Source organism: Streptomyces lienomycini (assembly GCF_027947595.1).
GTDB classification, from domain to species: domain Bacteria; phylum Actinomycetota; class Actinomycetes; order Streptomycetales; family Streptomycetaceae; genus Streptomyces; species Streptomyces lienomycini.
Genome location: NZ_CP116257.1, coordinates 7232242 through 7257505, shown reverse-complemented (window position 1 = coordinate 7257505; position 25264 = coordinate 7232242). Strand labels below are relative to the sequence as shown.

Below are 25264 nucleotides of genomic sequence, written 5' to 3'. Positions count from 1 at the left end.
GCCGCGCCGTACCCTGGAAGCATGAGTACCGCCCCCGAACCCGAGCCCCGCGCGCCCAAGCAGGCGCTGGTCTTCGACGACCCGCTGGACCAGCAGACCTCGGACGACACCGACCGGGGCTGGGGTGAGCGGCCCGAGGGCGACAGCGCGGCCGACCTGAAGCGCTTCCTCGACGAGAAGCCGCCCCACCACCTGTGAGCCGTGGGGGTCACCGCCCCCGTCACGGGCGCCCGCGCTAGGAGCGGTCCTGGCCCGAACCGCGCTGGGCGATCAGTGTGTCGCGGATCTCCTTGAGCACCTCCAGCTCGGAGACCTCGATGATCTCCTCGGTGCTTTCCTTCGCCTTGCGGCGGGCCTCCTGCCGGGCCAGGTACTTCGACATGGGCAGCACCATCAGGAAGTAGACGACGGCGGCGGTGATCAGGAACGTGAGGGTCGCGCCCAGCACGTGGCCCCACTCGATCCGTACGCCCGTCGCGCTGTCGCCGGTCCCGGTGCACGGGCCCTTCAGGCACGAGCTGTAACTGTCCAGGCTCTGCGTCCCGAACGCCCCGACCAGGGGGTTGATGATGCCCTCCACCACCGAGTTGACGATCTTGGTGAAGGCGGCGCCGATGACGACCGCCACCGCCAGGTCGATGACGTTTCCGCGCATCAGGAAGGCCTTGAAGCCCTGCCAGACGCTCGGCTCGCTCTTCTCGCTCACGGTGGGAGCACTCCTTGCTTGAACAGATGTAGGAACCAAACGCTCCGCAACCTACGACAGCGTTGGGCCATCCTGTCCAATCCGTTCCCACGAACGAGCGACTTGACGGGGTCAGCACAGGGTCACCGCCAGCCGGGATGTGGTAGCCGCGCCGACCAGACGGTGGGCGGTGGCGCGCGGCACCGAGACGACGACCAGGGCCCCGGCCTCCGCCGCACCCTCCACGGGCTCCGGCACCTTCGTCACCCGCGCACCGCGCGCGACCACGGACGCGTCGCCCGCACCACCGTCCCCGGTCGCGACCACGTCGACCCGGTCGCCCGGCCCGAGCAGCCGCACCGTGGCCGCGTCGGCGATCCGCACCGGCGCCGTCACGAGCCGGGTGCCGTGCCGCTCGCGCACCGGCTCGGCCACCGGATGCCCGCGGGCCCGCCGCGTGTCCTGCCCGCCGGTGCCCGGATACGGGCCCGCCGCCACCAGCGCGGCGGCCGTGACGGCGAGCCCGGCGGCCAGAGCACGCCGCCGGTGCCGCACGAGCCGGTGAAGCCCGTGCCGCCCGCCCCGCACCCGCACCGGGGCGAAGTGCGGCACCTCACAGGTGGGCGGCGCGTCGGTGCCGGGCGGGAGCGATGACGGGACCGGGGACGAGGAAGGGGAGGGCAGGGCGGGACGGAGCACGGTGACCACCACCTGTGACGAGGGATCGGCTTGCGCTCCCACGATGAGGCTTTTCGCCGAGGCCCGCGGAGACCGGTGGACCACCGAAGGGTTGTGGACAACTCCCTCACCGGAACGATGCGTTCCGGCCCCGCGGCCCCGCGGCCCCGCGGCCCCGCGGCTCCCGGTCCAGCTCCAGCTCCCGTCCCAGGGCCGCCAGGGATCCGCCGCCCGTCCCAGGGCCCGCTACGGCAGTGCGATCCCCGGATCCATCCCGCCCAGCGCCGCCCCGCACGGGCAGTCCCGCTCCCCGGTCGCCGGCAGTGCGCCCACCGCGTCGAACAGGACGCCCCGCAGGCGGTCCACGTTCGCCGCGAACACCCGCAGCACCTCCTCGTGGGAGACGCCCTCGCCGCTCTCCGCACCCGCGTCGAGGTCGGTCACGAGGGTCAGGGAGGTGTAGCAGAGCTCCAGTTCACGGGCGAGTGTCGCCTCCGGGTGGCCGGTCATGCCCACCACCGACCAGCCCTGGGCGCGGTGCCACAGGGACTCGGCCCGGGTTCCGAAACGGGGGCCCTCGACCACGACCAGGGTGCCGCCGTCCACCGGTTCCCAGTCCCGTCCCCGGGCCGCCTTCAGGGCGGCGGCCCGTCCGGTGGGGCAGTACGGGTCGGCCAGCGACACGTGCACCACGTTGGGCACCGTGCCGTCGGCCGTCGGCAGTCCGTCGAAGTAGGTCGACGGGCGGGACTTCGTACGGTCGACGAACTGGTCCGGCACCAGCAGCGTGCCCGGTCCGTACTCGGGGCGCAGGCCGCCGACCGCGCACGGGCCGAAGACCTGGCGGGCGCCCACCGAACGCAGCGCCCACAGGTTGGCGCGGTAGTTGATCCGGTGCGGCGGCAGATGGTGGCCGCGGCCGTGCCGGGGGAGGAAGGCGACCCGGCGGCCGGCGACCTCGCCGACGAAGAGGGAGTCGCTGGGCGGTCCGTACGGGGTGTCGACCCGGACCTCGGTCACGTCGTCGAGGAACGAGTAGAAACCGGAGCCGCCGATCACGCCGATCTCGGCCCGCGCGTGCTCCGCCGGCGTGTTCCCGCCCGGCGCGTCCTCGGCCTTCACCTTGTTCGCCATGCCCGCACCCTAGCCGCCCCGCGCGACGCCGAAGACCCCGTCGTCGGACGACGACAGGGTCCCGTAAGAAGTGGGTCCTACGCGGCGGTGGCGGGCCTTACGCGGCGGTGGTGCCGGCGGAGGAGCTGCCCGAGCCCGAGGACGACTTCGAGCCCGAGGACGACTTCGAGCCGGAGGACGACTTCGAGTCCGAGGAGGACGAAGACGACGAGTCCGAGCCCGAGGACGACGACTTCGAGGAGGACGAGCCCGACGACGACGCCGGCGAGCTGCTCGACGAGCTGCCGCGGCTGTCGTTGCGGTAGAAGCCGGAGCCCTTGAAGACGATGCCGACCGCCGAGAACACCTTCTTCAGGCGGCCCTGGCAGTTCGGGCACTCGGTGAGGGCGTCGTCGGTGAACTTCTGCACCGCCTCGAGGCCCTCGCCGCACTCGGTGCACTGGTACTGGTACGTCGGCACTGTCTTCCTCCTGGCACTCTCACTCGATGAGTGCTAACGACGGTCCATAGTGACGTATTCCGAGGGATCAGTCCACTGTGGCGGGCGCGCGGTGACCGACACCACGTGCGACCGTACGGCCGTGGGGCCGGGTCGTCAGCCGCGAGCGCAGCGTCAGCAGGACCGCCAGCGCGAGCACCGTGCCGCCCATCGGGACCAGGAATCCGGCGCCGTCCCAGTACCGGTCCTCCAGCTGCCCGGCGACGGTCACGGCCGCCGCCTGGCCCAGCGCGACGGCGCCGGTCAGCCAGGTGAAGGCCTCGGTGCGGGCGCCCGCCGGGACCAGGCCCTCGACCAGCGTGTAACCGGTGACGATGGCGGGCGCGACGCACATGCCGACGAGCAGGCCGAGGCCGGCCAGCACGAGGACCGAGTGCGCGGCCCACAGCCCGGAGGCGGTCAGCGCGAGGGCGGTGTAGCCGACCAGGAGGCGCCGCTGCGGGGCCACCTTCCAGGCGATGGCGCCGCAGGCCAGGCCGGAGATCATGTTGCCCGCGGCGAAGACGCCGTACAGGACGCCGTTCAGGCCGGGTTCGCCGATCGACTCGGTGAACGCCGCCAGCGACACCTGCATGCCGCCGAAGACGGCACCGATGCCGAGGAAGGCGACGATCAGGACCCGCACGCCGGGGATCCGCAGCGCGGAGACGTGCTCCACGCGCGCGTGCTCGCCGTCGGCGCCGCCGGAGCCACCGACCACGGGCTGGGTGCTCTTCTGCGCGGCGAACAGCAGGCCGCCCACCAGGGTGAGCGCGGCCTCCGTGACCAGGCCCGCGGCGGGGTCGACGGACGTGCACAGGGCGGTCGCCACCAGGGGACCGAGGACGAAGGTCAGCTCGTCGGTGACGGACTCGAAGGCGGCCGCCGTGCTCATCAGGGGGGAGTCCTTGAGCCGCGCGGCCCAGCGGGCCCGGACCATGGGCCCGACCTGCGGCACCGAGGCGCCGGTGGGCACGGCCGCCAGGAACAGCGCCCACAGGGGCGCGTCCGCGAGCGCGAGGCCGGTCAGCGTCAGGCCGGACGCCGTGTGCACGAGGACCCCGGGCAGCAGCACGGCGCGCTGTCCGTAGCGGTCGGCGAGCCGTCCGCCGTAGGGGGCGAACAGCGCCATGGAGACACCGGTGACGGCCGCGACGGCGCCCGCGACGCCGTAGGAGCCGGTGGTGTGCTGCACCAGCAGCACGATGGAGAGCGTCAGCATGGCGAACGGCTGGCGTGCCGCGAAGCCGGGGAGGAGGAACGTCCAGGCGCCGCGGGTGCGCAGCAGCTGCCCGTATCCCGGACGGGTGACCGTGGATGCCACGGCCCGTGCCTTTCTGCCGCCTGGTAGCGCGGTCCCGTTCTGTGGTGGTCGTCGTGCGGGAGCGCCGAGAGCTGTCCACTCGCGCGGACTGCGGTAGATGCCGGAGCCCGCGTGGATGAGGGGGCGATCCGGCCGCCATACGGTCGCGCCAGCTCTGCTTCAGACAGAGGTGGTTCGATCAGGTGCGGCCTTCATCGTACAGGGGCGTGAGGGGCGCGGCCTGTGAAAGGGAGCACCCCTCACGCGCTCACCTGTGATGGCCGCGGGCGCCCTCGGTGCCCGCGGTGCCCAGCCAGCCGGCCAGCTTGCCTCCGTGGCCGACCGCGCGCAGCCGCGCCTCGGCGGCGTCCCGGACGGGGTCGGTGGCGACCACGAGCAGTTCGTCCCCGCGTCGCAGTCCCGTCGAGGGCAGCGGTACGAAGGACGTCCCGTCGCGGACGACCAGGGTGACGGCGGACCCGGTCGGCAGCCGCAGCTCGCTGACCTCCACCCCGTGCATCCGGGAGCCCTCGGGGATCGTCACGGACAGCAGGTGCCCGCGAAGCCGCTCCAGGGGCGCCGACTCGATGCCGAGGTCGGCGGCCTCGTCCCCCTTGCCCAGGCGCAGCACGCGGGCCATCCAGGGCAGCGTCGGCCCCTGGACCAGGGTGTAGACGACGACCAGTACGAAGACGATGTTGAAGATGCGGCGGCTGCCCGTGACGCCCTCCACCATGGGGATCGTCGCCAGGATGATGGGCACCGCCCCGCGCAGCCCGGCCCACGACATCAGGGCCTGTTCCTGCCACGGCACCCGGAAGGGCACCAGGCACAGCACGACGCTCAGCGGTCGCGCCACCATGGTGAGGACCAGGCCGATGACCAGGGCGGGCAGGATGTCGTCGCCCAGTTCGTGCGGGGTGACCAGCAGGCCGAGCAGGACGAACATGCCGATCTGGGCGAGCCAGCCGAGTCCGTCGGCGAACCCCCGGGTGGCGGGCCAGTGCGGCAGTCGTGCGTTGCCCATGACCATCGAGGCGAGGTAGACGGCCAGGAAGCCGCTGCCGTGGGCCATCGCGCCGGCCGCGTAGGCGGCGATGGCGATGGAGAGCACGGCGATGGGGTAGAGGCCGGAGGCGGGCAGCGCCACGTGCCTCAGCCCCCACGATCCCAGCCAGCCGACCGCGAGTCCGATGGCGGCGCCGATGGCCAGTTCCAGGGCGATCTCGCCGAGCAGCACGTACCAGTGCTCGATGGGGCCGGCCGTGGAGAAGGCGACCACGAGGATGACCACGGGGGCGTCGTTGAAGCCGGACTCGGCCTCCAGCGTGCCCGTTATCCGCTTGGGCAGCGGGATCCGGCGCAGCACGGAGAAGACGGCCGCGGCGTCCGTGGAGGAGACCACGGCCCCGACGATCAGTGCCTGCCGCCACTCCAGCCCGGTCAGGTAGTGGGCGCCCGCCGCGGTCACGCCGACGCTCACCGCGACTCCGGCCAGCGCGAGTGCGGAGGCGGCCGGGAGGGCCGGTTTCGCCTCCTTCCACTTCGTGCCGAGTCCGCCCTCGGCCAGGATCACGACGAGGGCGGCGTACCCGATGACCTGGACGAGTTCGGCGTTGTCGAACTTGATGTCGCCGATGCCGTCCTGGCCCATGGCGACGCCGATGGCCAGGTAGACGAGCAGGCTGGGGAGCCCGCTGCGCGAGGAGATCCGGACCGCCGCCACGGCGATGAGCAGGACGAGCGAGCAGACGAGCAGGAGCTGGTTGAGGTGGTGGACAGTCAGCGGCCGTTCCCTTCCCTGGCGCACAGCACGGATCACAGCGCGGGCGAGGCGAGGCGAGGCCGGACGAGGCGCCTCGCGTCGCGTTGCGTCGCGGAGTGCGCATCGCACTCCCATGGCACACGAATCCGTCGGACTTTGCGGGCAACTACTTCGTTACCTTACCTAACTCTTGACGCTTTCTTGACGCTCGGCTTGGCAAGATCGAACGCTCGTGCGTCCCCGTACCCGACTCCGGGTCAAGGGACAGCCGGGCCTGCGCCTACAGTTGCTCCAGCGCTCGGCGCTCAGCGCTCGGCCTCAGTACGAAGCACAGCCCGCCCCTGCCGCTCGTGTTAGGACAGCAAGGACAGCGATGCCCCCCACCACCACCGCCTCCACGGGTCAGCAGTCCGGCACGTCCGGCCGGAAGAAGGGGCGCAAGGGTCGCAAGGGCCGCCTGCTCGTCGTCGTGCTGGTCCTGGCCGTCATCGGCGGTCTCGCCTACGGCGGGTACTGGTCGGTCAGCACCGTCCGCGCGTCCTTCCCGCAGACCAAGGGCTCGATCACGCTCGACGGCCTGTCGGGTCCGGTCGACGTCAAGCGCGACGGGTACGGCATCCCGCAGGTCTACGCCTCCTCGGAGGAGGACCTGTTCATGGCGCAGGGCTACGTCCAGGCGCAGGACCGGTTCTACGAGATGGACGTGCGCCGGCACATGACCGCCGGGCGCCTGTCGGAGATGTTCGGCAAGAGCCAGATCGACAACGACGAGTTCCTGCGCACCCTGGGCTGGCACCGGGTGGCGAAGAAGGAGTACGACGAGAAGCTGTCGGACTCCACGAAGAAGTACCTCCAGGCGTACGCCAAGGGCGTCAACGCCTACCTGAAGGGCAAGGACGGCGCGGACATCTCCCTGGAGTACGCCGCCCTCGGCTTCACCAACGACTACAAGCCCCAGGAGTGGACCCCGGTCGACTCGGTGGCCTGGCTCAAGGCGATGGCCTGGGACCTGCGCGGCAACATGCAGGACGAGGTGGACCGCGCCCTGATGACCAGCCGCCTCGGCCCCAAGCAGGTCGCCGACCTGTACCCGGCGTACCCGTACGACCGGAACAAGGCGATCGTGCAGGAGGGCGAGTACGACGAGGCCACCGAGACGTTCGACGGCGGCGGCGCGTCCGGCGGTGACGGAGAAGGCGACAGCGACAGCGACGGCTCCGGTACGGGCACCGGCACCGGCACCGGGACGGGCAGCGGCAGCGGCAGCGCGCTGCAGGGTCAGCTCGCGAGCCTCCAGGACGTCCTGGACGACGTCCCCACCGCCGTCGGTGTGAACGGCAACGGCATCGGCTCCAACTCCTGGGTGGTGTCCGGCAAGCACACCATCACCGGCAAGCCGCTGCTGGCCAACGACCCGCACCTGTCGCCGTCCCTGCCGTCCGTCTGGTACCAGATGGGCCTGCACTGCCGCACCGTCTCCGCGAAGTGCCAGTACGACGTCGCGGGTTACACCTTCGCGGGCATGCCCGGCGTGGTCATCGGCCACAACCAGGAGATCGCCTGGGGCCTGACCAACTCCGGCGCCGACGTCACCGACCTGTACCTGGAGAAGATCACCGGCGAGGGCTACCAGTACGACGGCAAGGTGGTCCCCTTCGAGGCGCGCGAGGAGACCATCAAGGTCGCCGGCGGCGACTCCAAGAAGATCGTCGTCCGCGAGACCAACAACGGTCCGCTGCTCTCCGACCGCGACGACGAACTGGTGAAGACCGGCAAGAAGGCCACCGTCGAGACCGCCGCCCCCGACCGCGGCGACGGCTACGGAGTGGCCCTGCGCTGGACCGCGCTCGAGGCGGGCACCACCATGGACGCCGTCTTCGCGATCGACCGGGCGCAGAACTGGGACGACTTCCGCGAGGCCGCCGCACTCTTCGACGTGCCCTCGCAGAACCTGGTCTACGCCGACGACGAGCACATCGGCTACACGCTGCCCGGCCGGATCCCGGTGCGCGCCAAGGGCCACGACGGCTCGGTCCCGGTGCCGGGCTGGGACCCGAAGTTCCGCTGGAGCGGCGAGTACATCGACCAGGACGAGCTGCCCTACGAGTACGACCCCGAGCGCGGCTACATCGTGACCGCCAACCAGGCCGTCGTCGACGAGGACGCGTACCCGTACACGCTCACCACCGACTGGGGCTACGGCACCCGCAGTCAGCGCATCACCTCCCTGATCGAGCAGAAGATCAAGGACGGCGGCAAGATCTCCACGGACGACATGCGCCAGATGCAGCTGGACAACAGCAGCGAGATGGCCAAGCTGCTCGTGCCCCAGCTGCTGAAGATCGACGTCGACGACAAGGACGTCCGCGAGGCGCAGAAGCTGCTGGAGGGCTGGGACTACACCCAGGACGCCGACTCGGCGGCCGCCGCCTACTTCAACGCCGTCTGGCGCAACATCCTCAAGCTCGCCTTCGGCAACAAGCTCCCCAAGGAGCTGCGGGTCAAGGGCCAGTGCCTGTGGGTCGACCCGGTCAACACCACCGGCCCCGCGGACGAGACGAACAAGGTCTACGAGTGCGGCCAGCGGGAGGCCGACCAGGCGCAGCCGGACGGCGGCGACCGCTGGTTCGAGGTGGTCCGCACCCTGATGCAGGACCCGAAGAGCGACTGGTGGACGACGCCCGCCAACGGAACCCGCAAGGGCGCCGACCGCAACCGCGACGACCTGTTCAAGCGCGCCATGGTCGACGCCCGCTGGGAGCTGACCGCCAAGCTCGGCAAGGACATCGACACCTGGAGCTGGGGCCGGCTGCACCGCCTGTTCCTGAAGAACCAGACCCTGGGCACCGAGGGCCCCGGCTTCCTGAAGTACGCCCTCAACCGCGGCCCCTGGAAGCTCAGCGGCGGCGAGGCCGCGGTCAACGCCTCCGGCTGGAACGCGGCCGGCGGCTACGGGGTGATCTGGGTGCCCTCCATGCGGATGGTGGTCAACCTCGGCGACCTCGACAAGTCCCGCTGGATCAACCTCACCGGCGCCTCCGGACACGCCTACAGCGCCCACTACACCGACCAGACCGACAAGTGGGCCGACGGCGAGCTGCTGACGTGGTCCTTCTCGAAGAAGGCGGTCGACGAGAACACGAGCGACACGCTGGTGCTCAAGCCCTAGCCGGCGCCCGCATCCGCATCCGCACCCGTTGACGGGAATGGCCTCCACGCGCGCGTGGAGGCCATTCCCGTCAACGGAACCTGCGCACCCCCGACGGCGTCACCACCGCGTCCACCGGCCGGTCGTGCGGCTCCGCGGGGACGTGCGCGACGACCTCCCGGTCGTACAGCAGCACCAGCAGCGCGGGACGCGCGCCCGCGCGCTCCAGACGCGCGAGCACCCGGTCGTACGATCCGCCGCCGCGGCCCAGCCGCAGTCCGCGCGCGTCCACCGCCACCCCCGGCAGCAGCACGACGCCGGCCCGCGTCACCGCGTCCGGCCCCAGACGCTCACCCGCGGGCTCGAACAGCTCCATCCGCCCGCCGTGCCGCACGCGCGCGAGGGAGCCCTCTCCGGCGTACTCGCCCCAGTCGAGGTCGTTGTCCGGCCGCAGTGCGGGCAGCAGCACGCGCACCCCCCGCGCGCGCAGCGCGTCGAGGAGCGCGAAGGTACCCGGCTCGGCGCCCACGGAGACATACGCCGCCACGGTGTGCGCCCCCGCCACCTCCGGCAGTCCGAGCGCCCGCCCGGCCAGCGCGTCCGCGGCTTCCCGCACGTCATCCGCTGTCAGTCTGTTCCGCGCGTCGAGGAAATCCCGTCGCAAGGCACGCTTGCCGGGGCCGTCCGCAGGGCCGATGTGAGGCAATGGTCACTCCCGTACCGCTCTGATGTGCTCATATGAGCACTGTGGCTCAGGCGCCACAGATTCTCCCCATAGGCACCGGATATGGTGGCGCGCATGACTCAGTCCCACCCCAGGATCAGCAAGGCTGTCATCCCCGCGGCCGGGCTCGGAACCCGGTTCCTGCCGGCCACCAAAGCCACTCCCAAGGAGATGCTGCCGGTCGTCGACAAGCCGGCGATCCAGTACGTGGTCGAAGAGGCCGTCACCGCCGGCCTCGGCGACGTCCTCATGGTCACCGGCCGCAACAAGCGCCCCCTCGAGGACCACTTCGACCGCAACTACGAACTGGAGTCGGCCCTCCAGAAGAAGGGCGACGCGAGCCGGCTGGCCAAGGTCCAGGAGTCCAGCGACCTCGCGATGATCCACTACGTCCGCCAGGGCGACCCCAAGGGCCTCGGCCACGCCGTGCTGTGCGCCGCCCCGCACGTGGGCGACGAGCCCTTCGCGGTCCTGCTCGGCGACGACCTGATCGACCCGCGCGACCCCCTGCTCCAGCGCATGATCGAGGTCCAGGAGCAGTACGGCGGCAGTGTGATCGCCCTCATGGAGGTCGCGCCGGAGCAGATCCACCTCTACGGTTGCGCGGCCGTGGAGACCACCGAGGACAGCGACGTCGTCAAGATCGACGGTCTGGTCGAGAAGCCGGACGCGGCCGACGCCCCGTCCAACTACGCCATCATCGGCCGCTACGTCCTCGACCCGCACATCTTCGACATACTCCGCAAGACCGAGCCCGGCCGCGGCGGCGAGATCCAGCTGACCGACGCGCTCCAGCAGCTCGCCGAGGACGAGTCCGTGGGCGGCCCGGTGCACGGCGTCGTCTTCAAGGGCCGCCGCTATGACACCGGCGACCGCGGCGACTACCTGCGTGCCATTGTCCGACTCGCATGCGAACGTGAAGACCTGGGACCGGACTTCCGGACCTGGCTCCGCAGTTACGTAGCCGAGGAGATGTAAGGACGTTGAGCAGCAGCGCGCACCGTGACACCGGCCCCGACCACGCCACCGCGGGCTCCGGCCCGGACCGGCTGTGGTCGGTGCAGGACCACATGGACGACGTCCTCGCGACCGTCCGCCCCCTGGACCCGATCGAGCTGAACCTGCTCGACGCCCAGGGCTGCGTCCTGGTCGACGACATCACGGTGCCGTTGTCCCTGCCGCCGTTCGACAACAGCTCCATGGACGGGTACGCGGTGCGGGTCACCGACGTCGCCGGCGCGAGCGAGGAGTTCCCCGCCGTCCTGGAGGTCGTCGGCGACGTCGCCGCGGGCCAGGCCGACCCGATCACCGTCGGACCCGGCCAGGCCGCACGCATCATGACCGGTGCCCCGCTCCCGCCCGGCGCGGAGGCCGTCGTCCCCGTCGAGTGGACCGACGGCGGGCTCGGCGAGGGCCCGGTGTCGGGCATGCGCGCCCGCAGCCTGGCCCCGGAGGGCGCCGAGGGCCGCGTGCACGTGTACCGGCCCGCCGAGGCACGCGCGCACGTACGCGCCAAGGGCAGCGACGTCCGCTCCGGCGACCGCGCCCTGGCGGCCGGCACCGTACTCGGCCCGCCGCAGATCGGCCTGCTCGCCGCGATCGGCCGCGGCACGGTCCGGGTACGCCCGCGCCCGCGCGTGGTGGTGCTCTCCACCGGCAGCGAACTCGTCCAGCCCGACGAGCAGCTGGCGTCCGGTCAGATCTACGACTCCAACAGCTTCGCGCTCACCGCGGCCGCCCGCGACGCGGGCGCCATCGCCTACCGCGTGGGCGCCGTCGCCGACGACGCCGAGACCCTGCGGTCCACCATCGAGGACCAACTGGTGCGCGCCGACCTGATGGTCACCACCGGCGGGGTCAGCGTCGGGGCGTACGACGTGGTCAAGGAGGCGCTGGCGCACGTCGGCGACGAGGACGAGCCCGGCGGCGGCGTCGACTTCCGCAAGCTCGCCATGCAGCCGGGCAAACCCCAGGGGTTCGGCTCCGTCGGCCCCGACCACACGCCGCTGCTCGCCCTGCCCGGCAACCCGGTGTCGTCGTACGTCTCCTTCGAGTTGTTCGTGCGCCCCGCGATCCGCACGCTCATGGGGCTGCCCGACGTCCACCGCCCGACGGCCACCGCGTCCCTGACCGCGGACAAGGCACTGACCTCGCCGAAGGGCCGACGCCAGTTCCTGCGGGGCAGCTACGCCGACGGCGTCGTGGCCCCGGTCGGCGGCTCGGGCTCCCACCTGGTGGCCGCCCTCGCGCACGCGAACGCGCTGATCGTGGTCCCCGAGGACACCGAATCCGTCGAGCCCGGCGCCGACGTCGAGGTGGTCCTGCTCGGCTGAGCCCGCCCGGTTGGCGGTACCGTGTCGCGCACGACAGGCCCACCCGCCGCACCGCGCCGGGCCCGAACCGGGAGCGCCACACGAGCATGAGTACGCAGGACCGACCGCCCAGGAGCGGACAGGACCCGCAGGACCGGCTGACGCACATCGACGAGGCGGGCGCCGCCCGGATGGTCGACGTGTCCGGCAAGGACGTGACCGCCCGCACCGCACGCGCCAGTGGACGCGTCCTCGTCGCGCCCCGCGTGGTCGAGCTGCTGCGCGGCGAGGGCGTCCCCAAGGGCGACGCCCTGGCCACGGCGCGGATCGCGGGCATCATGGGCGCCAAACGCACGCCGGACCTGATCCCGTTGTGTCACCCGTTGTCGGTCTCCGGTGTGAAACTGGACCTGTCGGTCACGGACGACGCCGTGGAGATCACCGCCACGGTGCGGACGACGGATCGCACGGGCGTCGAGATGGAGGCGCTCACCGCGGTCTCCGTCGCCGCGCTCACCGTGATCGACATGGTCAAGGCGGTCGACAAGGGAGCGGTCATCACGGACGTGCGGGTGGAGCAGAAGACGGGCGGCAAGTCCGGCGACTGGAACCGGTCATGACGCTGGACGCCGGCGCGGGAGGAGCCCTCCTCGGGCCGTACGCCGCCCTGGTCGTCACGGCGTCCAACCGGGCCGCCGCCGGTGTCTACGAGGACAAGGGCGGACCCCTGATCGCCGAGGGGCTGCGCCGCTTCGGCTTCGACGTCGACGGCCCCCGGGTCGTCCCCGACGGCGACCCCGTGGAGGCCGCCCTGCGCGCGGGCGCCGACGCGGGCTACGACGTGATCGTCACCACCGGCGGTACCGGCATCTCGCCCACCGACCGCACCCCGGAGGCCACCAGGGCCGTGATCGACTACGAGGTCCCGGGCATCGCGGAGGCGGTCCGGGCGTACGGCCGGGACAAGGTGCCGACCGCGGTGCTCTCCAGGGGGCTGGCCGGGGTGGCGAAGGGCACGCTGATCGTCAACCTGCCGGGCTCCTCCGGCGGGGTCAAGGACGGCCTCGCCGTGCTGGAGCCGCTGCTGAGGCACGCCGTGGACCAACTGCGCGGAGGCGACCACCCCAGACCCGCCGAGGCGGGGGGTGCGAGCTGAACACCCCCTCCTGGCCCGCCCGACTGGTGGACGGCGGGATCGTCCTCAGGCCGATAAAGCTGCGTGACCAGCGGGCCTGGCGCGAGGTCAACCGGCGCAACCGCGACTGGCTGCGCCCGTGGGAGGCCACCATCCCGCCGCCCGGGCCGGGCGGCCCGATCACGCACCGGCCGACCTACCGGCAGATGGTGCGGCACCTGAGGGCCGAGGCCCACGCGGGCCGGATGCTGCCGTTCGTCATCGAGTACCAGGGGCGGCTGGTCGGCCAGTTGACGGTGGCCGGCATCACCTGGGGCTCCATGTGCTCCGGGCACGTCGGCTACTGGGTGGACGAGGCGGTGGCGGGCCGCGGCGTGATGCCCACGGCCGTGGCGATGGCCGTGGACCACTGTTTCCGCACCGTGGGACTCCATCGCGTCGAGGTCTGCATTCGCCCCGAGAACGCGCCGAGCCGCAGGGTCGTGGAGAAACTCGGATTCCGTGAGGAAGGTCTCAGGCCGCGTTATCTGCACATCGACGGAGCCTGGCGCGACCATCTCGTCTTCGCGCTCACCGCGGAAGAGGTTCCCGACGGTCTGCTGCGGCGCTGGCACCGGTCACGGGACCGGTCCGCCCCGAACGCCGGCAACGCCGGTAATTGAATAAACGTTCGAAAATGATCGGGTTGCGTACAGCCGTGACCATCCCGACCGTCCCGAAACCGGATTATTTCCCGGTCCTGACGGTCAGTTGATCGGATCGATCACAAGAAAAGTTCGAAATATCAGCCAGATCGTGCGACACACCGGCTCAATTGGCGGATGGCCTCAAGCAAACCCCTCTACCGTGTGAGGCGTGAGCAGCAGCGGCCTCATCTACGCAGTCATCGTCGGGGCCTGGGCCGCCTACTTGGTGCCGATGTGGCTCCGTAGGCAGGACGAGCTGAACGAGGCCCGTCCGACGGAACGCTTCAGCACCGCCATCCGGCTGCTGTCCGGACGGGCGGGCATGGAGCGCCGGTACGCCAAGGACCTGCGGTCGCGCCCCGCCGACGAGGCGGAGCCCGACGCCGACGCCCCGGACGCCGCCACCGACTCGGTGGACGTCCGGGCCTTCGCCGTGTCCCGAACCCGACGGCACACCCGGCCGGCCGCCCCGCAGCGCACCGCGGAGCGGCCCGAGACGGCACGTCCTCAGCCGGGCGGGCCCGGGCACGACCCGAGACCCGGACAGTCTCCGGAGCCCGGCCACTCGGCCGGCTCCGGCGCGGCGCAGGCGCAGGCACCGGCACCGGCGCGGAGGCGGGTGCCGCAGGCCCGGCGCGCGCCCCTCTCCCCGGCGGCCGCGGCCCGGGCCCGGCGCACCAAGGTGCTCGCGCGCCGTCGGCGTACGACCGTGATGCTGTTCCTGGCCTTCACGCTCGGTTCGGTCGTCGCGGCGGTCGGCGGGTTGGCGTTCCTGTGGGCGCCCGGGGTGCCCGCGGTGCTGCTCAGCGTCTACATCGCCCACCTGCGGGTGCAGGAGCGCCGCCGGTTCGCCTTCCAGATGGACCGCCGCCAGGCCGAGGTCGCCGCGCAGCGGCTGCGCGACCGCGACCCCCGCCCGCGCCGCCGCACACCCGCCGCGCCCGGCGGACCCGTGGGCGACCTCGACGCCGAGGAACCGGACGACGGGCCCGAGGCGGAGCCCGACGCCGGAATGTCGGCGCTCGCCGCGGACCGGCGGGCGCTGGTCGAGCAGACCGACCACGCCGAGTGGGTCGACCAGCAGCGTGAACGCCGTGGGCACCCGCAGGGCGACAGCTGGGACCCGGTACCGGTGCCCCTGCCCACCTACGTGACCGCGCCGGTCGCCCCCCGGGCCACGCCCGACGTGGACCTCGCGGCACCGGACGCGTGGAGCTCGGCACGCTCCAGCGCCGTCGCCCCCGACCAGGAGGACGCGGCCCGGGCCCCCGGCCCGGACCGGGACCGTCCGGCCGCCCACACCGAGGAGCGTGCGGAGGCCCCCGGTCGCAGCGGCGCCCGCCGTGCCGCCTCGGCCCGCCGCGCCAGGGAGCGGGGGCGCACGCCGCTCTTCGACCAGTACGAGGACGGCGACCGCCCCCGCGCGGCCAACGAGTAGCCGGGCCCGGGGCCGCCTGGTCGCGGCCCCGGAACTGATTTTTGAGCACGCTGGTCGGGGTGCTAGAGTTTCACTCGTTGCAAGGGCCTGTGGCGCAGTCTGGTAGCGCACCTCGTTCGCATCGAGGGGGTCTGGGGTTCAAATCCCCACAGGTCCACGCACATGGGCGAAGGTCCCGTCCGATCATCACGATCGGACGGGACCTTCGTCGTTTCCCGTCGCCGCGCCGCCCGGTCCGGCGGGACCACCGGCGGCACCGGGCCGCGACCGGCGGCCAGTCGCCCCAGGGCGGCGAGGGCGGCGAGGGTGGGCACCGCCGCCTGACGCCCCCTAGGAGGTCCGGAGCGGCTTCGCGTAGCAGAGGCTGTCCTCGTGGAAGCGGTAGTAGCCGAACTTCCCGCAGGGCTCGTAGCCGCTGGAGGTGTACAGGGCCACGGCCTCCGGCTGCTTGGTGCCGGTCTCCAGCACCATCCGGGTCCGGCCCGCCGCACGGGCGTCGTCCTCCAGGGCGGCCAGGATGCGGCGGGCCAGCCCGCGACCGCGGACCTGTTCTATGACGAACATCCGCTTCAGCTCGGCGTCCCCGTCGAGGTTTCCCTCGTCGTTGGCGTCCTGGCTGCGCCAGCCGCCCGAGGCGACCGGGACGTCGTTCTCGTCGTACGCGATCAGGTACTGGCCGTTCGGCGGCGCGAAGTCCGACGGGTCCAGGTGCGTGGCGTCGCCGCCGTCGCCGTAGCGGACGTCGTACTCGGCCTGGACCTCGTCGTTGAGCTTCACGGCGTCGGGGTGGTCGAAGGGGACCCGGCGAATGTTCATACTACCTACCGTATATCGATGCGGGGTCCGGGATCGGGGCACCGTCCAGTGTGCCGGTATCGTGCCGGGATGTTCACCGTGACCTCCGTCAACGTCAACGGCCTGCGCGCCGCCGCGAAGAAGGGCTTCGTGGAGTGGCTCGCCGGCACCTCCGCCGACGTGCTGTGCCTCCAGGAGGTGCGGGCCGAGCCCCAGCAGCTCCCCGAGCACGTCCGCACCCCCGAGGGCTGGCACGTCACGCACGCCCCCGCCGCCGCCAAGGGCCGGGCCGGCGTCTCCCTCTGCACGCGCCGTGAGCCCGACGCCGTCCGCGTCGGCTTCGGCTCGACGGAGTTCGACACCAGTGGCCGCTACGTCGAGGCCGACCTGCCCGGTGTGACGGTCGCCTCCCTCTACCTCCCCTCCGGAGAGGTCGGCACCGAGCGCCAGGACGAGAAGGTCCGCTTCATGGGCGAGTTCCTCGCCTACCTCAAGGAGCTGCGCGAGCGTGCCGCCGCCGAGGGGCGGGAGGTCGTCGTCTGCGGCGACTGGAACATCGCCCACCGCGAGGCCGACCTGAAGAACTGGCGTGCCAACAAGAAGAACTCCGGCTTCCTGCCGGAGGAGCGGGAGTGGCTCGGCCGCGTCCTCGATCCGGCCGAGGGCGGGTACGTGGACGTCGTGCGGGCCCTGCACCCGGACGTGGAGGGGCCGTACTCGTGGTGGTCCTACCGGGGGCGGGCCTTCGACAACGACAGTGGATGGAGGATCGACCTCCACGCCGCCACTCCCGGCCTGGCCGCCAGGGCGCTCAAGGGCCACGTCGAGCGGGCCGCCACGCACGCCGAGCGCTGGTCCGACCACGCGCCGGTCACGGTGGTCTACGACCGCTGAGCGGCCTCGGGCCCGGCTACTCCGTCCGCCTGCGCATCCGCCGGTCCAGCGCCAGCGACAGTTCCGCCTCCACCACGCTGCGGGCCAGCGGGCGCAGGCGGTCGAGTTCCCGCTCGGGGGCGTGGCGCAGGATCAGGTCGGCGAAGAGCTCGGCGAGGGCGTCGGCGTGTTCGCGGACGCGGGCGCCGGCCCCGAGGACCTCGCCGAGGGGTATGCCCTCGCGGACCAGGGCGGAGGAGACCTCCAGCAGGCGGTGGCTGATGTGGACGAGTTCGTCGCCGTCGGTGCCGAGGTAGCCCAGCTCCATCGCGGCGGCCAGGTTCTCGGCGCTGACCTCGCCCTCGAAGCGGGCGGCGAGTTCCTCGGGGGTGAGGCGGACCGGGGTCTCCTCGGTGGGCTCGCCGAGGCCGAGCAGGTCGCCGACGTCGCGGCCGTGGTCGAAGGCGTCGGCCAGTTCCGCGATGCCGTTCAGGGTGTGGCCGCGGTCGAGCAGCGCCGCGATGGTGCGCAGGCGGGCCAGGTGGTGGTCGTCGTACCAGGCGATGCGGCCCGCGCGGCGGGGCGGCGGGATCAGCTTGCGTTCGCGGTAGAAGCGCAGGGTGCGCACCGTGATGCCGGCCAGCCCGGCCAGTTCCTCCATGCGGTATTCACGCTTCTCGGTCACGTGCACGACCCTATGGCGTACCGGCGGTAACTTTCCTCCGTCCAACCCCTACCCATGAGTACGGAGCTGCTCTACGCTCCCATTGCGCCAGTATTCACTGGCAGTGTTCCAGACGGGTTCCAGACGGTCCAGGCAAGCGTGGAGGCTCCGGGATGGCCGAGCACGAGCAGGTTCACGAACACGTACGGGTGGCGGTGATCGGGTCCGGCTTCGGCGGCCTGGGGGCCGCCGTGCGGCTGCGGCGCGAAGGGATCACCGACTTCGTCGTACTGGAGCGGTCCGGCAGTGTCGGCGGCACCTGGCGGGACAACAGCTACCCCGGCTGTGCCTGCGACGTGCCGTCCCACCTGTACTCCTTCTCCTTCGCGCCCAACCCCGAGTGGCCGCGCACCTTCTCCGGGCAGGAGCACATCCGCGCCTACCTGGAGCACGTCACCGAGACCTTCGGGCTGCGCCCCCACCTCCGCTTCGACTCGGAGGTGAAGCGGATGGCGTGGGACACCGAGCGGCTGCGGTGGGAGATCGAGACCGTGCGCGGCACCCTCACCGCCGACGTCGTCGTCTCCGCGACCGGACCGCTCTCCGACCCCAAGGTCCCGGACATCCCCGGGCTCGACACCTTCCCCGGCAAGGTCTTCCACTCCGCCCGCTGGGACCACGACTACGACCTCACCGGCAAGCGCGTCGCCATGATCGGCACCGGCGCCTCCGCCATCCAGATCGTGCCGTCGATCCAGCCGAAGGCGGGCCGGCTCACCCTCTTCCAGCGCACCCCGGCCTGGGTGATGCCCCGCATGGACCGGGCCATCAGCAGGGCCGAACGCGCGCTGCACCGGGCGGTGCCCGCCACCACCAAGCTGCGCCGCGGCGTGCTGTGGGGCATCCGGGAACTCCAGGTGCAGGCGTTCACCAAGCACCCCGACGAGCTGGGCTTCGTCGAACGGATCGCCAAGCGGAACATGGGCGCCGCCGTCAAGGACCCGGCCCTGCGCGCCAAGCTCACCCCCGACTACCGCATCGGCTGCAAGCGCATCCTGCTGTCGAGCACCTACTACCCGGCGCTCGCCCGGCCCAACGTGGACGTGGTCGCGAGCGGCCTCGGCGAGGTGCGCGGCTCCACGCTGGTCGCCGCCGACGGCACCGAGGCCGAGGCGGACGTGATCATCTTCGGCACCGGCTTCCACGTCACCGACATGCCGATCGCGGAGCGGGTCGTGGGCGCGGACGGGCGGACCCTGGCCGAGACCTGGAAGGGCGGCATGGAGGCGCTGCGCGGCGGCACGGCGGCCGGCTTCCCCAACTTCATGACGGTCATCGGACCCAACACCGGCCTCGGCAACTCGTCCATGATCCTGATGATCGAGTCCCAGCTGAACTACCTGGCGGACTACCTGCGGCAGTTGAACGTCCTCGGCGGCCGCACCGCCCTCGACCCGCGCCCCGCCGCCGTACGCAACTGGAACCACCGGGTGCAGGAGCGGATGAAGCGCACGGTGTGGAACACCGGCGGCTGCACCAGCTGGTACCTCGACGCGAGCGGCCGCAACACCACCGTCTGGCCCGGCACCACCGCCGAGTTCCGGCGCGCGACACGGCGCGTGGACCTCGCCGAGTACGAGGTGCTGCGCCCGTCCCCCGCGAAGGCCGCCGCGACGGCCACCGACGCGGACGCCGAGGTGAGCGCGTGACCCGCCTGACGCACGTCGCCGACGGGCCCTACGCCCCGCCCGTGCCCGCCCACGAGCTGACGGTCACCGCCGCCGACGGCGCCCGCGTCCACGTCGAGGTGCACGGCCCGGAGAACGCGCCCGCGGTCGTCCTCTCGCACGGCTGGTGCTGCTCCATCGCGTTCTGGGCGGCGCAGATCCGGGAACTGGCCGCCGACCACCGGGTCATCGCCTACGACCAGCGCGGCCACGGCCGCAGCCCCGCCAACCCGGCGTACGGCACCGAGCCGCTCGCCGACGACCTCGAAGCCGTCCTTACGGCCACGCTGGCGCCGGGCGAGCGGGCCGTGGTCGCCGGGCACTCCATGGGCGGGATGACGCTGATGGCCGCGGCGACCCGGCCGGCGGTGCGCGAGCACGTGGCGGCCGCGCTGCTGTGCAGTACGGGCAGTGCGCGGCTGGTGGCGTCCGCGACCGTGGTGCCGATGCGGGAGGGCCGGGCGCGCACCTGGCTGACCCGGCGGATCCTCGGCTCCCGGGCACCGCTCGGGCCGGTCACTCCACTCGCCCGCAGGATCCTCAAGTACGGGACGATGGGCCCCGGTTCGGCGGCGCACGCCGTCGAGGCCTGCGCCCGGATCGTGCACGCCTGCCCGCGCCGGGTCCGGTACGGCTGGTCGAACGTGCTCGACCTCCTCGACCTCGACCACGGCGTACGGGAGCTGCGGATGCCGGTGGAGGTCGTCGTCGGTACGGCGGACCGGCTGACGCCGCCCGTCCACGCCCGCGCGCTGGCCGCCGCGCTGCCCGACTGCGTGGGCGTGACGGAGCTTCCCGGTCTCGGCCACATGACGCCGGTCGAGGCGCCGGAGCTGGTCACCGGGAAGATACGGGCCCTCGCCGCCGCCCACCTACCGAGCGCACGCATACCGAGGGCACGCGGTGAGCGTGCCGAACACGCCGAGGAGAGCGCATGAGCAGGGTGAGCCTGGAAGGACGCGTCGCCGTCGTCACCGGAGCCGCGCGGGGCGTCGGGGAGCTGATGGCCCGCAAACTGTCCGCACGCGGAGTGAAGGTGGCGCTGGTCGGTCTGGAGCCCGACGAACTCAAGCAGGTCTCCGCCCGGTTGCACAGCGACAGCGAGCACTGGCACGCCGACGTCACCGACCACGAGGCGATGGCCCGGGTGGCGGCGGAGGTGCAGGAGCGCTTCGGGAAGATCGACATCGTCGTCGCCAACGCGGGCGTCGCCATCGGCGGCCCCTTCGTCGACTCCGACCCCGACTCCTGGCGCCGGGTGATCGAGGTCAACCTGATCGGCTCGGCCGTGACCGCCCGCGCCTTCCTGCCCGCACTGCTGGAGAGCCGCGGCTACCTGCTCCAGATCGCGTCGCTGGCCGCGCTCACCCCCGCCCCGATGATGACCGCCTACTGCGCCTCCAAGTCCGGCGTGGAGGCATACGCGCACAGCCTGCGCGGCGAGGTGGGGCACCGGGGCGTGAAGGTCGGCGTCGGGTATCTGTCGTGGACCGACACCGACATGGTGCGCGGCGCCGACCAGGACGACGTGATGCGGGAGTTGCGGCAGCGGCTGCCCTGGCCGTCGAACAAGACCTACCCGCTGGGCCCCGCCGTCGACCGGCTGGTGGAGGGCGTCGAGCGCCGCTCCGCGCACGTCTACGGACAGTGGTGGCTGCGCGGCATGCAGGGCGTGCGCGGCTACCTGCCGGCGGCCATCGGCACCGTCGGGCAGCGCGAGATGCGGCGCTTCGGGGACCGGCTGAACGGCCTGCGGACCGGCCTGGTCGGCGCCGGTGGAGCGGCCGACGAACAGGGGCGGAGCAGGGTCGCTACGGTCCGTAAGTGATCGACATGCGCACGGTCACGGCTCATGTGAATCTGATCGAGCGCCCGGCCGATCCGGTCGGGCCCGATCACCAGGAGTGAACCCACATGGGTATGAAGGACCAGTTCCAGGACAAGGCCGAGCGCATGCAGCAGCAGGGCAAGCAGCGGGCCGAGCAGGGCAAGGACCAGCTCCAGAACCGTGACCGCCGTCGTGACGAGGACGAGATGGACCCGTCCTCGCGCCGCCGGGAGTCGGAGCACCAGGACCCGTCCTCGCGCCGCCGCGACGAGGACGAGCGCTTCCAGGACAGCTTCGACGCCTGACGCGCCGCCGCTGAAGTGAGAGGGCGCCCCCCGTCGTTCGGGTGGGCGCCCTTTCCCGTGCCACCGGAGGCGGTGCGGGGTTGCCTACTCCCGCGGCGGCAGCGGCGGACGCGACCGGTCCGGTACGGCGTCGTAACCGGGCGGTGTGGCGGGCGGGTCGGTCTCCAGCAGCTCCAACGCGAGCCGGACCGCCTCGTCGAGGACCGGGTAGCGGCCCTCGGCCCAGTCCAGCGGGGTGCGCAGCGCCTCGACGTCGGGGGCGACACCGTAGTTCTCCACGGACCAGCCGTAGGCGTCGAACCAGGCCGCGTTCATCGGCACCGTGATCACCGAGCCGTCGCCGAGTTGGTGCTGGCCGGTCATGCCGACCACGCCGCCCCAGGTGCGCTGCCCGACCACCGGGCCGAGCCGCAGCAGTTTGAACGCGGCCGTGATCATGTCGCCGTCGGAGGACGTCGCCTCGTCGGCGACCGCGACGACCGGCCCGCGCGGGGCGTTGGAGGTGTACGACACCGGCTGGGCGTCCCGCGTCAGGTCCCAGCCCAGGATGGTCCGGGTCAGCTTCTCGATGACCAGCTCGCTGATGTGCCCGCCCGCGTTGCCGCGCACGTCCACGATGAGCCCGGGCCGGGACACCTCCATGCGCAGGTCCCGGTTGAACTGCGCCCAGCCGGATCCGCCCATGTCGGGAATGTGCAGGTAGCCGCACCGGCCGCCGCTCAACTCGCGTACCACCGCGCGGCGTTTGGCCACCCAGTCCTGGTAGCGCAGGGGGCGTTCGTCGACGAGCGGTACCACGGCGACCCGGCGGGAGGGGCCCCGGCAGCCCTCGGCGGGGGAGAAGGTCAGCTCCACCGTCGTACCGCCCGCGCCCGCGAGGAGCGGGGACGGGCCGAGGGCCGGGTCCACCGGGCGGCCGTCGACGTGCGTGAGCACGGCCCCGTCGCGGATGCCCGTGCCGGCCAGCGGGGAGCGGGCCCTGGAGTCGGAGGAGTCGCCCGGCAGGATGCGCCCGGCCACCCACCGCCCGTCCCGGCAGACGAGGTTGGCGCCGAGCAGGCCCTGCCGGCGCTGGTAGTGCGCCGGGCCCTCGTTGCGCCGGGCGGCGGCCACGTAGGCGTGCGAGGTGCCCAGCTCGCCGAGCACCTCGCGCAGCAGGTCGGCGAACTCGTCGGGGGAGGCGACCCGTTCGAGCAGCGGGCGGTACTGGTCCAGCACCGCGTCCCAGTCGATGCCGCACATCCCCGGGTCCCAGAAGTAGGCGCGGATCAGGCGGCCCGCCTCGTCATAAGCCTGGCGCCACTCGGCGGCCGGGTCGACCTCGTGCAGGATGCGGCGCAGGTCGATCCAGGTGGTCGAGTCGCCGTCGCCCACCTCGGCCGCCGGTACGGCGCGCAGGTCGCCCTCGTCGAGCACCACCAGGCGGTTGCCGTCGCCGCTGACCCGGAACCAGTCCAGGTGGTCGACCAGTTCGGACTTCTTCGCCTTGGCCAGGTTGAAGTGCTCCAGCGTGGGCCGCTCGCTCGGGTCGGCGGGGTTGGCGAAGGTCTCGCCGAGCGCGCCCGAGATCGGCCAGCGCAGCCAGACCAGGCCGCCGCCCGCGACCGGCTCCAGTGCCGAGTACTTGGAGGCGGTGACCGGGAACGGCGTCACCCGGCTCTCCAGGCCCTCGACCTCGACGGTCACCGCGCCGCCCTCGCCGGGCTCGTCCTCCAGCGGGTCCAGGCCCCCGGCCGCGGGGCGGCCCTCGGGGTTCAGCGCGAAGGGGGAGGGCGTCGCCGAGGACAGCGGCACCAGGTAGGGGCGGCAGCCGAGCGGAAAGGACAGGTCGCCGGTGTGCACGTCGTACACCGGGTCGAAGCCGCGCCAGGACAGGAAGGCGAGGTAGCGGCCGTCCCGGGTGAAGACCGGGTTCTCGTCCTCGAAGCGGCCGTTGGTGACGTCGACGACGAGGGTGCCCTCCGGGCCGTCGACGCGGGCCATCCTGATCTGCCGCAGGGTGCGTCCGATGCCCGGGTGCGACCAGGTGAGCCAGGCGCCGTCGGGGGAGAAGGCGAGGTCGCGCACGGGGCCGTTGACGGAGCGGACCAGCTCGGTGACCCGGCCTCCGGCGGTCGCGGGGCTGCCGGGGTCGCCCGGCACCACGGTGCCTCCGGCGGCGGCGCCCGTGCCGGTGTCACCGGACGTGGGGTCGCCGTCCGCCCCGGCCGCCGACCCCGCCGTGACCTCTTCGCCCGCCTCCGCCGCGTACCCGGCGTCCACCGCGTCCACCGCGTCCAGGGCCGGCGCGACCTCCGGGTCCGGCTCCGTGACGTCGACGATCAGCAGGCGGCCGTCGTGCGCGGCGACGGCGAGGCGCTCGCCCGCCGGGTCCGAGACCAGCTCCAGGACCCGGCCGAGGCGTCCCGAGGCGAGCCGCCGGGCCGGGCGGCCGCCGGTCGCCCGGGGCAGGTAGGAGATCTCGACGGCGTCCTCGCCCTCCGCGTCCGTCACGTACGCGATCCGCCCGCTCTCCCCGAGCATCTCCGGCAACCGCACCCGTACCCCCGGGGTGTCGGCGATGGTGCGCGCCGGGCCGTCCCGGTGGGTGAGCCAGTACAGGCTGCCGCGCACGACGACGGCGCTCGCCCGGCCCGTCTCGTCCACGGAGACGCCGCCCACGTGCTGCGCGGCCGGCACCTGGTACGTACGCCGTCCCGCGCGCGGACCGCTCAGCCGCACGTCGAGCCGGCGCGGCACCGAGCCCGCCGCGAGGTCCTCGACGAGCCACAGGTCGCCCGCGCACTGGTACACCACCCGCGTGCCGTCGCTCGACGCGTTGCGGGCGTAGAACGCGTCGTGGTCGGTGTGCCGGCGCAGGCCGGAGCCGTCGTGGGTGCAGGAGTAGAGGTTGCCGACGCCCTCGTGGTCGGAGAGGAAGGCGATCCGGCCGCCGACGAACATCGGGGCGGCCAGGTGCCCGCCGAGGTCGGGCAGCAGCCGCTCGCCGTGCAGCCAGAGCCGCCCCGTGGCGCCGCCCCGGTAGCGCTTCCACGCGGCGGGCTCGTGCGGCGGGGTGCCGGTCAGGAGGAGGATCCTGCGCTCCCCGTCGAGGTCGGCGGCCTGGATGTCGGTGACCGGGCCCCAGGGCAGCTTGCGTCCGGGGTCGCCGTCCGGGGTGACCTTGTAGGCCCAGGTCAGATGGGAGAAGGGCTCGCCGTGCGAGGCGACGGCGAGGACGGCCGTGGTGCCGTCGGGGTCCGGGGGCGACCAGCCGCAGACCCGGGTGTCGAAGCCGCCCCAGTGGGTGAGCTGCCGCCCGGGACCGCCGTCCACCGGCACCAGGTGGACCTCCGGCACGAGACTGCGCCAGCTGGTGTACGCGATGTGCCGGCCGTCGGGGGAGAAGCGCGGGTGGCCGGCCTTGGTGCGGTCGACGGTGAGCCGCCAGGCCCGGCCCGGACCGTCGAGGGACGCGAGCCAGAGGTCGTCCTCGGCCACGAAGCACAACCGGTCGCCACTGAGGTGCGGAAGGCGCAGATAACTCACCCGCCCCATGCTTTTCCGCGCACCGGGTACCGGCAACTTATGGGGAGCTGACAACCGT

The 25264-nt window shown here is 72.6% G+C and carries 23 protein-coding genes and 1 tRNA gene; 14 read left to right on the top strand and 10 right to left on the bottom strand.

Features of this window, described 5'->3' with window-relative positions; all coding sequences use genetic code 11:
• Window positions 1-21 precede the first annotated feature (21 nt).
• Window positions 22-198, top strand: a complete 177-nt coding sequence (locus tag BJ961_RS33040) for a hypothetical protein (protein ID WP_271416430.1) — start codon at window positions 22-24, stop codon at window positions 196-198.
• Between the two features lie 37 nt (window positions 199-235).
• Here BJ961_RS33040 and mscL read toward each other — a convergent pair whose 3' ends face one another.
• From mscL to BJ961_RS33010, 6 genes are all read right to left on the bottom strand, one after another.
• A complete protein-coding gene (gene mscL / locus BJ961_RS33035) occupies window positions 236-706 on the bottom strand; it encodes a large conductance mechanosensitive channel protein MscL (RefSeq protein ID WP_271416429.1) in 471 nt (156 codons plus the stop codon).
• Window positions 707-817: 111 nt separating this feature from the next.
• Window positions 818-1297 (bottom strand): hypothetical protein, encoded by a 480-nt coding sequence (locus BJ961_RS33030; RefSeq protein ID WP_271417247.1) that lies wholly within the window; start codon window positions 1295-1297, stop codon window positions 818-820.
• Window positions 1298-1609: 312 nt separating this feature from the next.
• Entirely contained in the window at window positions 1610-2497 is an 888-nt protein-coding gene (locus BJ961_RS33025; protein ID WP_271416428.1) for an S-methyl-5'-thioadenosine phosphorylase, read from the bottom strand.
• A gap of 97 nt (window positions 2498-2594) precedes the next feature.
• Entirely contained in the window at window positions 2595-2957 is a 363-nt protein-coding gene (locus BJ961_RS33020) for an FmdB family zinc ribbon protein (protein WP_271416427.1), read from the bottom strand.
• Between the two features lie 67 nt (window positions 2958-3024).
• Window positions 3025-4299: an MFS transporter gene (locus BJ961_RS33015; RefSeq protein WP_271416426.1), complete on the bottom strand. Its 1275-nt coding sequence runs from the start codon at window positions 4297-4299 to the stop codon at window positions 3025-3027.
• Between the two features lie 247 nt (window positions 4300-4546).
• The gene (locus BJ961_RS33010) at window positions 4547-6088 is read right to left on the bottom strand and encodes a potassium/proton antiporter (RefSeq protein WP_381158933.1); all 1542 of its coding nucleotides are present in this window, start codon (window positions 6086-6088) and stop codon (window positions 4547-4549) included.
• 328 nt (window positions 6089-6416) lie between these two features.
• Between BJ961_RS33010 and BJ961_RS33005 the strand changes: the two genes are divergently transcribed.
• Window positions 6417-9212, top strand: a complete 2796-nt coding sequence (locus BJ961_RS33005; RefSeq protein WP_271416425.1) for a penicillin acylase family protein — start codon at window positions 6417-6419, stop codon at window positions 9210-9212.
• A 70-nt stretch (window positions 9213-9282) separates the two neighbouring features.
• On the opposite strand, the gene BJ961_RS33000 is transcribed toward BJ961_RS33005, so the two are convergent.
• Entirely contained in the window at window positions 9283-9897 is a 615-nt protein-coding gene (locus BJ961_RS33000; protein WP_271416424.1) for a 5-formyltetrahydrofolate cyclo-ligase, read from the bottom strand.
• A 93-nt stretch (window positions 9898-9990) separates the two neighbouring features.
• Here BJ961_RS33000 and galU point away from each other — a divergent pair, with 93 nt between their 5' ends.
• The 7 genes from galU to BJ961_RS32965 all read left to right on the top strand — a co-directional run bounded on the left by galU (window position 9991) and on the right by BJ961_RS32965 (window position 15643).
• Window positions 9991-10893, top strand: coding sequence for a UTP--glucose-1-phosphate uridylyltransferase GalU (gene galU, locus BJ961_RS32995; RefSeq protein ID WP_271416423.1), 903 nt, complete (start codon window positions 9991-9993; stop codon window positions 10891-10893).
• Between the two features lie 5 nt (window positions 10894-10898).
• Window positions 10899-12248 (top strand): molybdotransferase-like divisome protein Glp, encoded by a 1350-nt coding sequence (gene glp, locus BJ961_RS32990; RefSeq protein WP_271416422.1) that lies wholly within the window; start codon window positions 10899-10901, stop codon window positions 12246-12248.
• Between the two features lie 86 nt (window positions 12249-12334).
• Window positions 12335-12847, top strand: a complete 513-nt coding sequence (moaC, locus tag BJ961_RS32985) for a cyclic pyranopterin monophosphate synthase MoaC (protein ID WP_271416421.1) — start codon at window positions 12335-12337, stop codon at window positions 12845-12847.
• Window positions 12844-13383, top strand: coding sequence for a MogA/MoaB family molybdenum cofactor biosynthesis protein (locus BJ961_RS32980; protein WP_271416420.1), 540 nt, complete (start codon window positions 12844-12846; stop codon window positions 13381-13383). Before moaC ends, BJ961_RS32980 begins: the two co-directional genes overlap by 4 nt.
• Window positions 13384-13406: 23 nt before the next feature.
• On the top strand, window positions 13407-14024 hold the full coding sequence (locus tag BJ961_RS32975) for a GNAT family N-acetyltransferase (protein WP_381161255.1): 618 nt from the start codon (window positions 13407-13409) through the stop codon (window positions 14022-14024).
• 193 nt (window positions 14025-14217) lie between these two features.
• Window positions 14218-15486, top strand: coding sequence for a divisome protein SepX/GlpR (gene sepX, locus BJ961_RS32970; protein ID WP_271416419.1), 1269 nt, complete (start codon window positions 14218-14220; stop codon window positions 15484-15486).
• Window positions 15487-15569: 83 nt separating this feature from the next.
• Window positions 15570-15643, top strand: a tRNA-Ala gene (locus BJ961_RS32965).
• A 173-nt stretch (window positions 15644-15816) separates the two neighbouring features.
• On the opposite strand, the gene BJ961_RS32960 is transcribed toward BJ961_RS32965, so the two are convergent.
• Window positions 15817-16302 carry a GNAT family N-acetyltransferase gene (locus BJ961_RS32960; protein WP_271416418.1) on the bottom strand — a complete coding sequence of 162 codons (486 nt, stop codon included), beginning with the start codon at window positions 16300-16302 and terminating at the stop codon, window positions 15817-15819.
• Between the two features lie 69 nt (window positions 16303-16371).
• Here BJ961_RS32960 and BJ961_RS32955 point away from each other — a divergent pair, with 69 nt between their 5' ends.
• The gene (locus BJ961_RS32955) at window positions 16372-17175 is read left to right on the top strand and encodes an exodeoxyribonuclease III (protein ID WP_271416417.1); all 804 of its coding nucleotides are present in this window, start codon (window positions 16372-16374) and stop codon (window positions 17173-17175) included.
• A gap of 16 nt (window positions 17176-17191) precedes the next feature.
• Here the strand turns inward: BJ961_RS32955 and BJ961_RS32950 are convergent, their stop codons facing one another.
• Complete coding sequence (locus BJ961_RS32950; RefSeq protein WP_271416416.1) at window positions 17192-17839, bottom strand: MerR family transcriptional regulator; 648 nt, start codon at window positions 17837-17839, stop codon at window positions 17192-17194.
• Between the two features lie 152 nt (window positions 17840-17991).
• Here BJ961_RS32950 and BJ961_RS32945 point away from each other — a divergent pair, with 152 nt between their 5' ends.
• The 4 genes from BJ961_RS32945 (at window position 17992) to BJ961_RS32930 (ending at window position 21678) form a co-directional block, all read left to right on the top strand.
• Window positions 17992-19527, top strand: a complete 1536-nt coding sequence (locus BJ961_RS32945; protein WP_271416415.1) for a flavin-containing monooxygenase — start codon at window positions 17992-17994, stop codon at window positions 19525-19527.
• Window positions 19524-20483, top strand: a complete 960-nt coding sequence (locus BJ961_RS32940; protein WP_271416414.1) for an alpha/beta fold hydrolase — start codon at window positions 19524-19526, stop codon at window positions 20481-20483. Before BJ961_RS32945 ends, BJ961_RS32940 begins: the two co-directional genes overlap by 4 nt.
• Window positions 20480-21373 (top strand): SDR family oxidoreductase, encoded by an 894-nt coding sequence (locus BJ961_RS32935; protein WP_271416413.1) that lies wholly within the window; start codon window positions 20480-20482, stop codon window positions 21371-21373. Before BJ961_RS32940 ends, BJ961_RS32935 begins: the two co-directional genes overlap by 4 nt.
• Window positions 21374-21459: 86 nt before the next feature.
• Window positions 21460-21678 carry a hypothetical protein gene (locus tag BJ961_RS32930; RefSeq protein ID WP_271416412.1) on the top strand — a complete coding sequence of 73 codons (219 nt, stop codon included), beginning with the start codon at window positions 21460-21462 and terminating at the stop codon, window positions 21676-21678.
• Window positions 21679-21762: 84 nt separating this feature from the next.
• On the opposite strand, the gene BJ961_RS32925 is transcribed toward BJ961_RS32930, so the two are convergent.
• A complete protein-coding gene (locus BJ961_RS32925; protein WP_271416411.1) occupies window positions 21763-25215 on the bottom strand; it encodes a S41 family peptidase in 3453 nt (1150 codons plus the stop codon).
• Between the last annotated feature and the right edge of the window lie 49 nt (window positions 25216-25264).

Coding starts and splice junctions, on each gene's coding strand:
- BJ961_RS33040 (WP_271416430.1), top strand. CDS start 22: ATGAGTACCGCCCCCGAACCCGAGCCCCGCGCGCCCAAGCAGGCGCTG.
- BJ961_RS33025 (WP_271416428.1), bottom strand. CDS start 2,497: ATGGCGAACAAGGTGAAGGCCGAGGACGCGCCGGGCGGGAACACGCCG.
- BJ961_RS33005 (WP_271416425.1), top strand. CDS start 6,417: ATGCCCCCCACCACCACCGCCTCCACGGGTCAGCAGTCCGGCACGTCC.
- galU (WP_271416423.1), top strand. CDS start 9,991: ATGACTCAGTCCCACCCCAGGATCAGCAAGGCTGTCATCCCCGCGGCC.
- moaC (WP_271416421.1), top strand. CDS start 12,335: ATGAGTACGCAGGACCGACCGCCCAGGAGCGGACAGGACCCGCAGGAC.
- BJ961_RS32980 (WP_271416420.1), top strand. CDS start 12,844: ATGACGCTGGACGCCGGCGCGGGAGGAGCCCTCCTCGGGCCGTACGCC.
- BJ961_RS32960 (WP_271416418.1), bottom strand. CDS start 16,302: ATGAACATTCGCCGGGTCCCCTTCGACCACCCCGACGCCGTGAAGCTC.
- BJ961_RS32955 (WP_271416417.1), top strand. CDS start 16,372: ATGTTCACCGTGACCTCCGTCAACGTCAACGGCCTGCGCGCCGCCGCG.
- BJ961_RS32945 (WP_271416415.1), top strand. CDS start 17,992: ATGGCCGAGCACGAGCAGGTTCACGAACACGTACGGGTGGCGGTGATC.
- BJ961_RS32935 (WP_271416413.1), top strand. CDS start 20,480: ATGAGCAGGGTGAGCCTGGAAGGACGCGTCGCCGTCGTCACCGGAGCC.
- BJ961_RS32930 (WP_271416412.1), top strand. CDS start 21,460: ATGGGTATGAAGGACCAGTTCCAGGACAAGGCCGAGCGCATGCAGCAG.
- BJ961_RS32925 (WP_271416411.1), bottom strand. CDS start 25,215: ATGGGGCGGGTGAGTTATCTGCGCCTTCCGCACCTCAGTGGCGACCGG.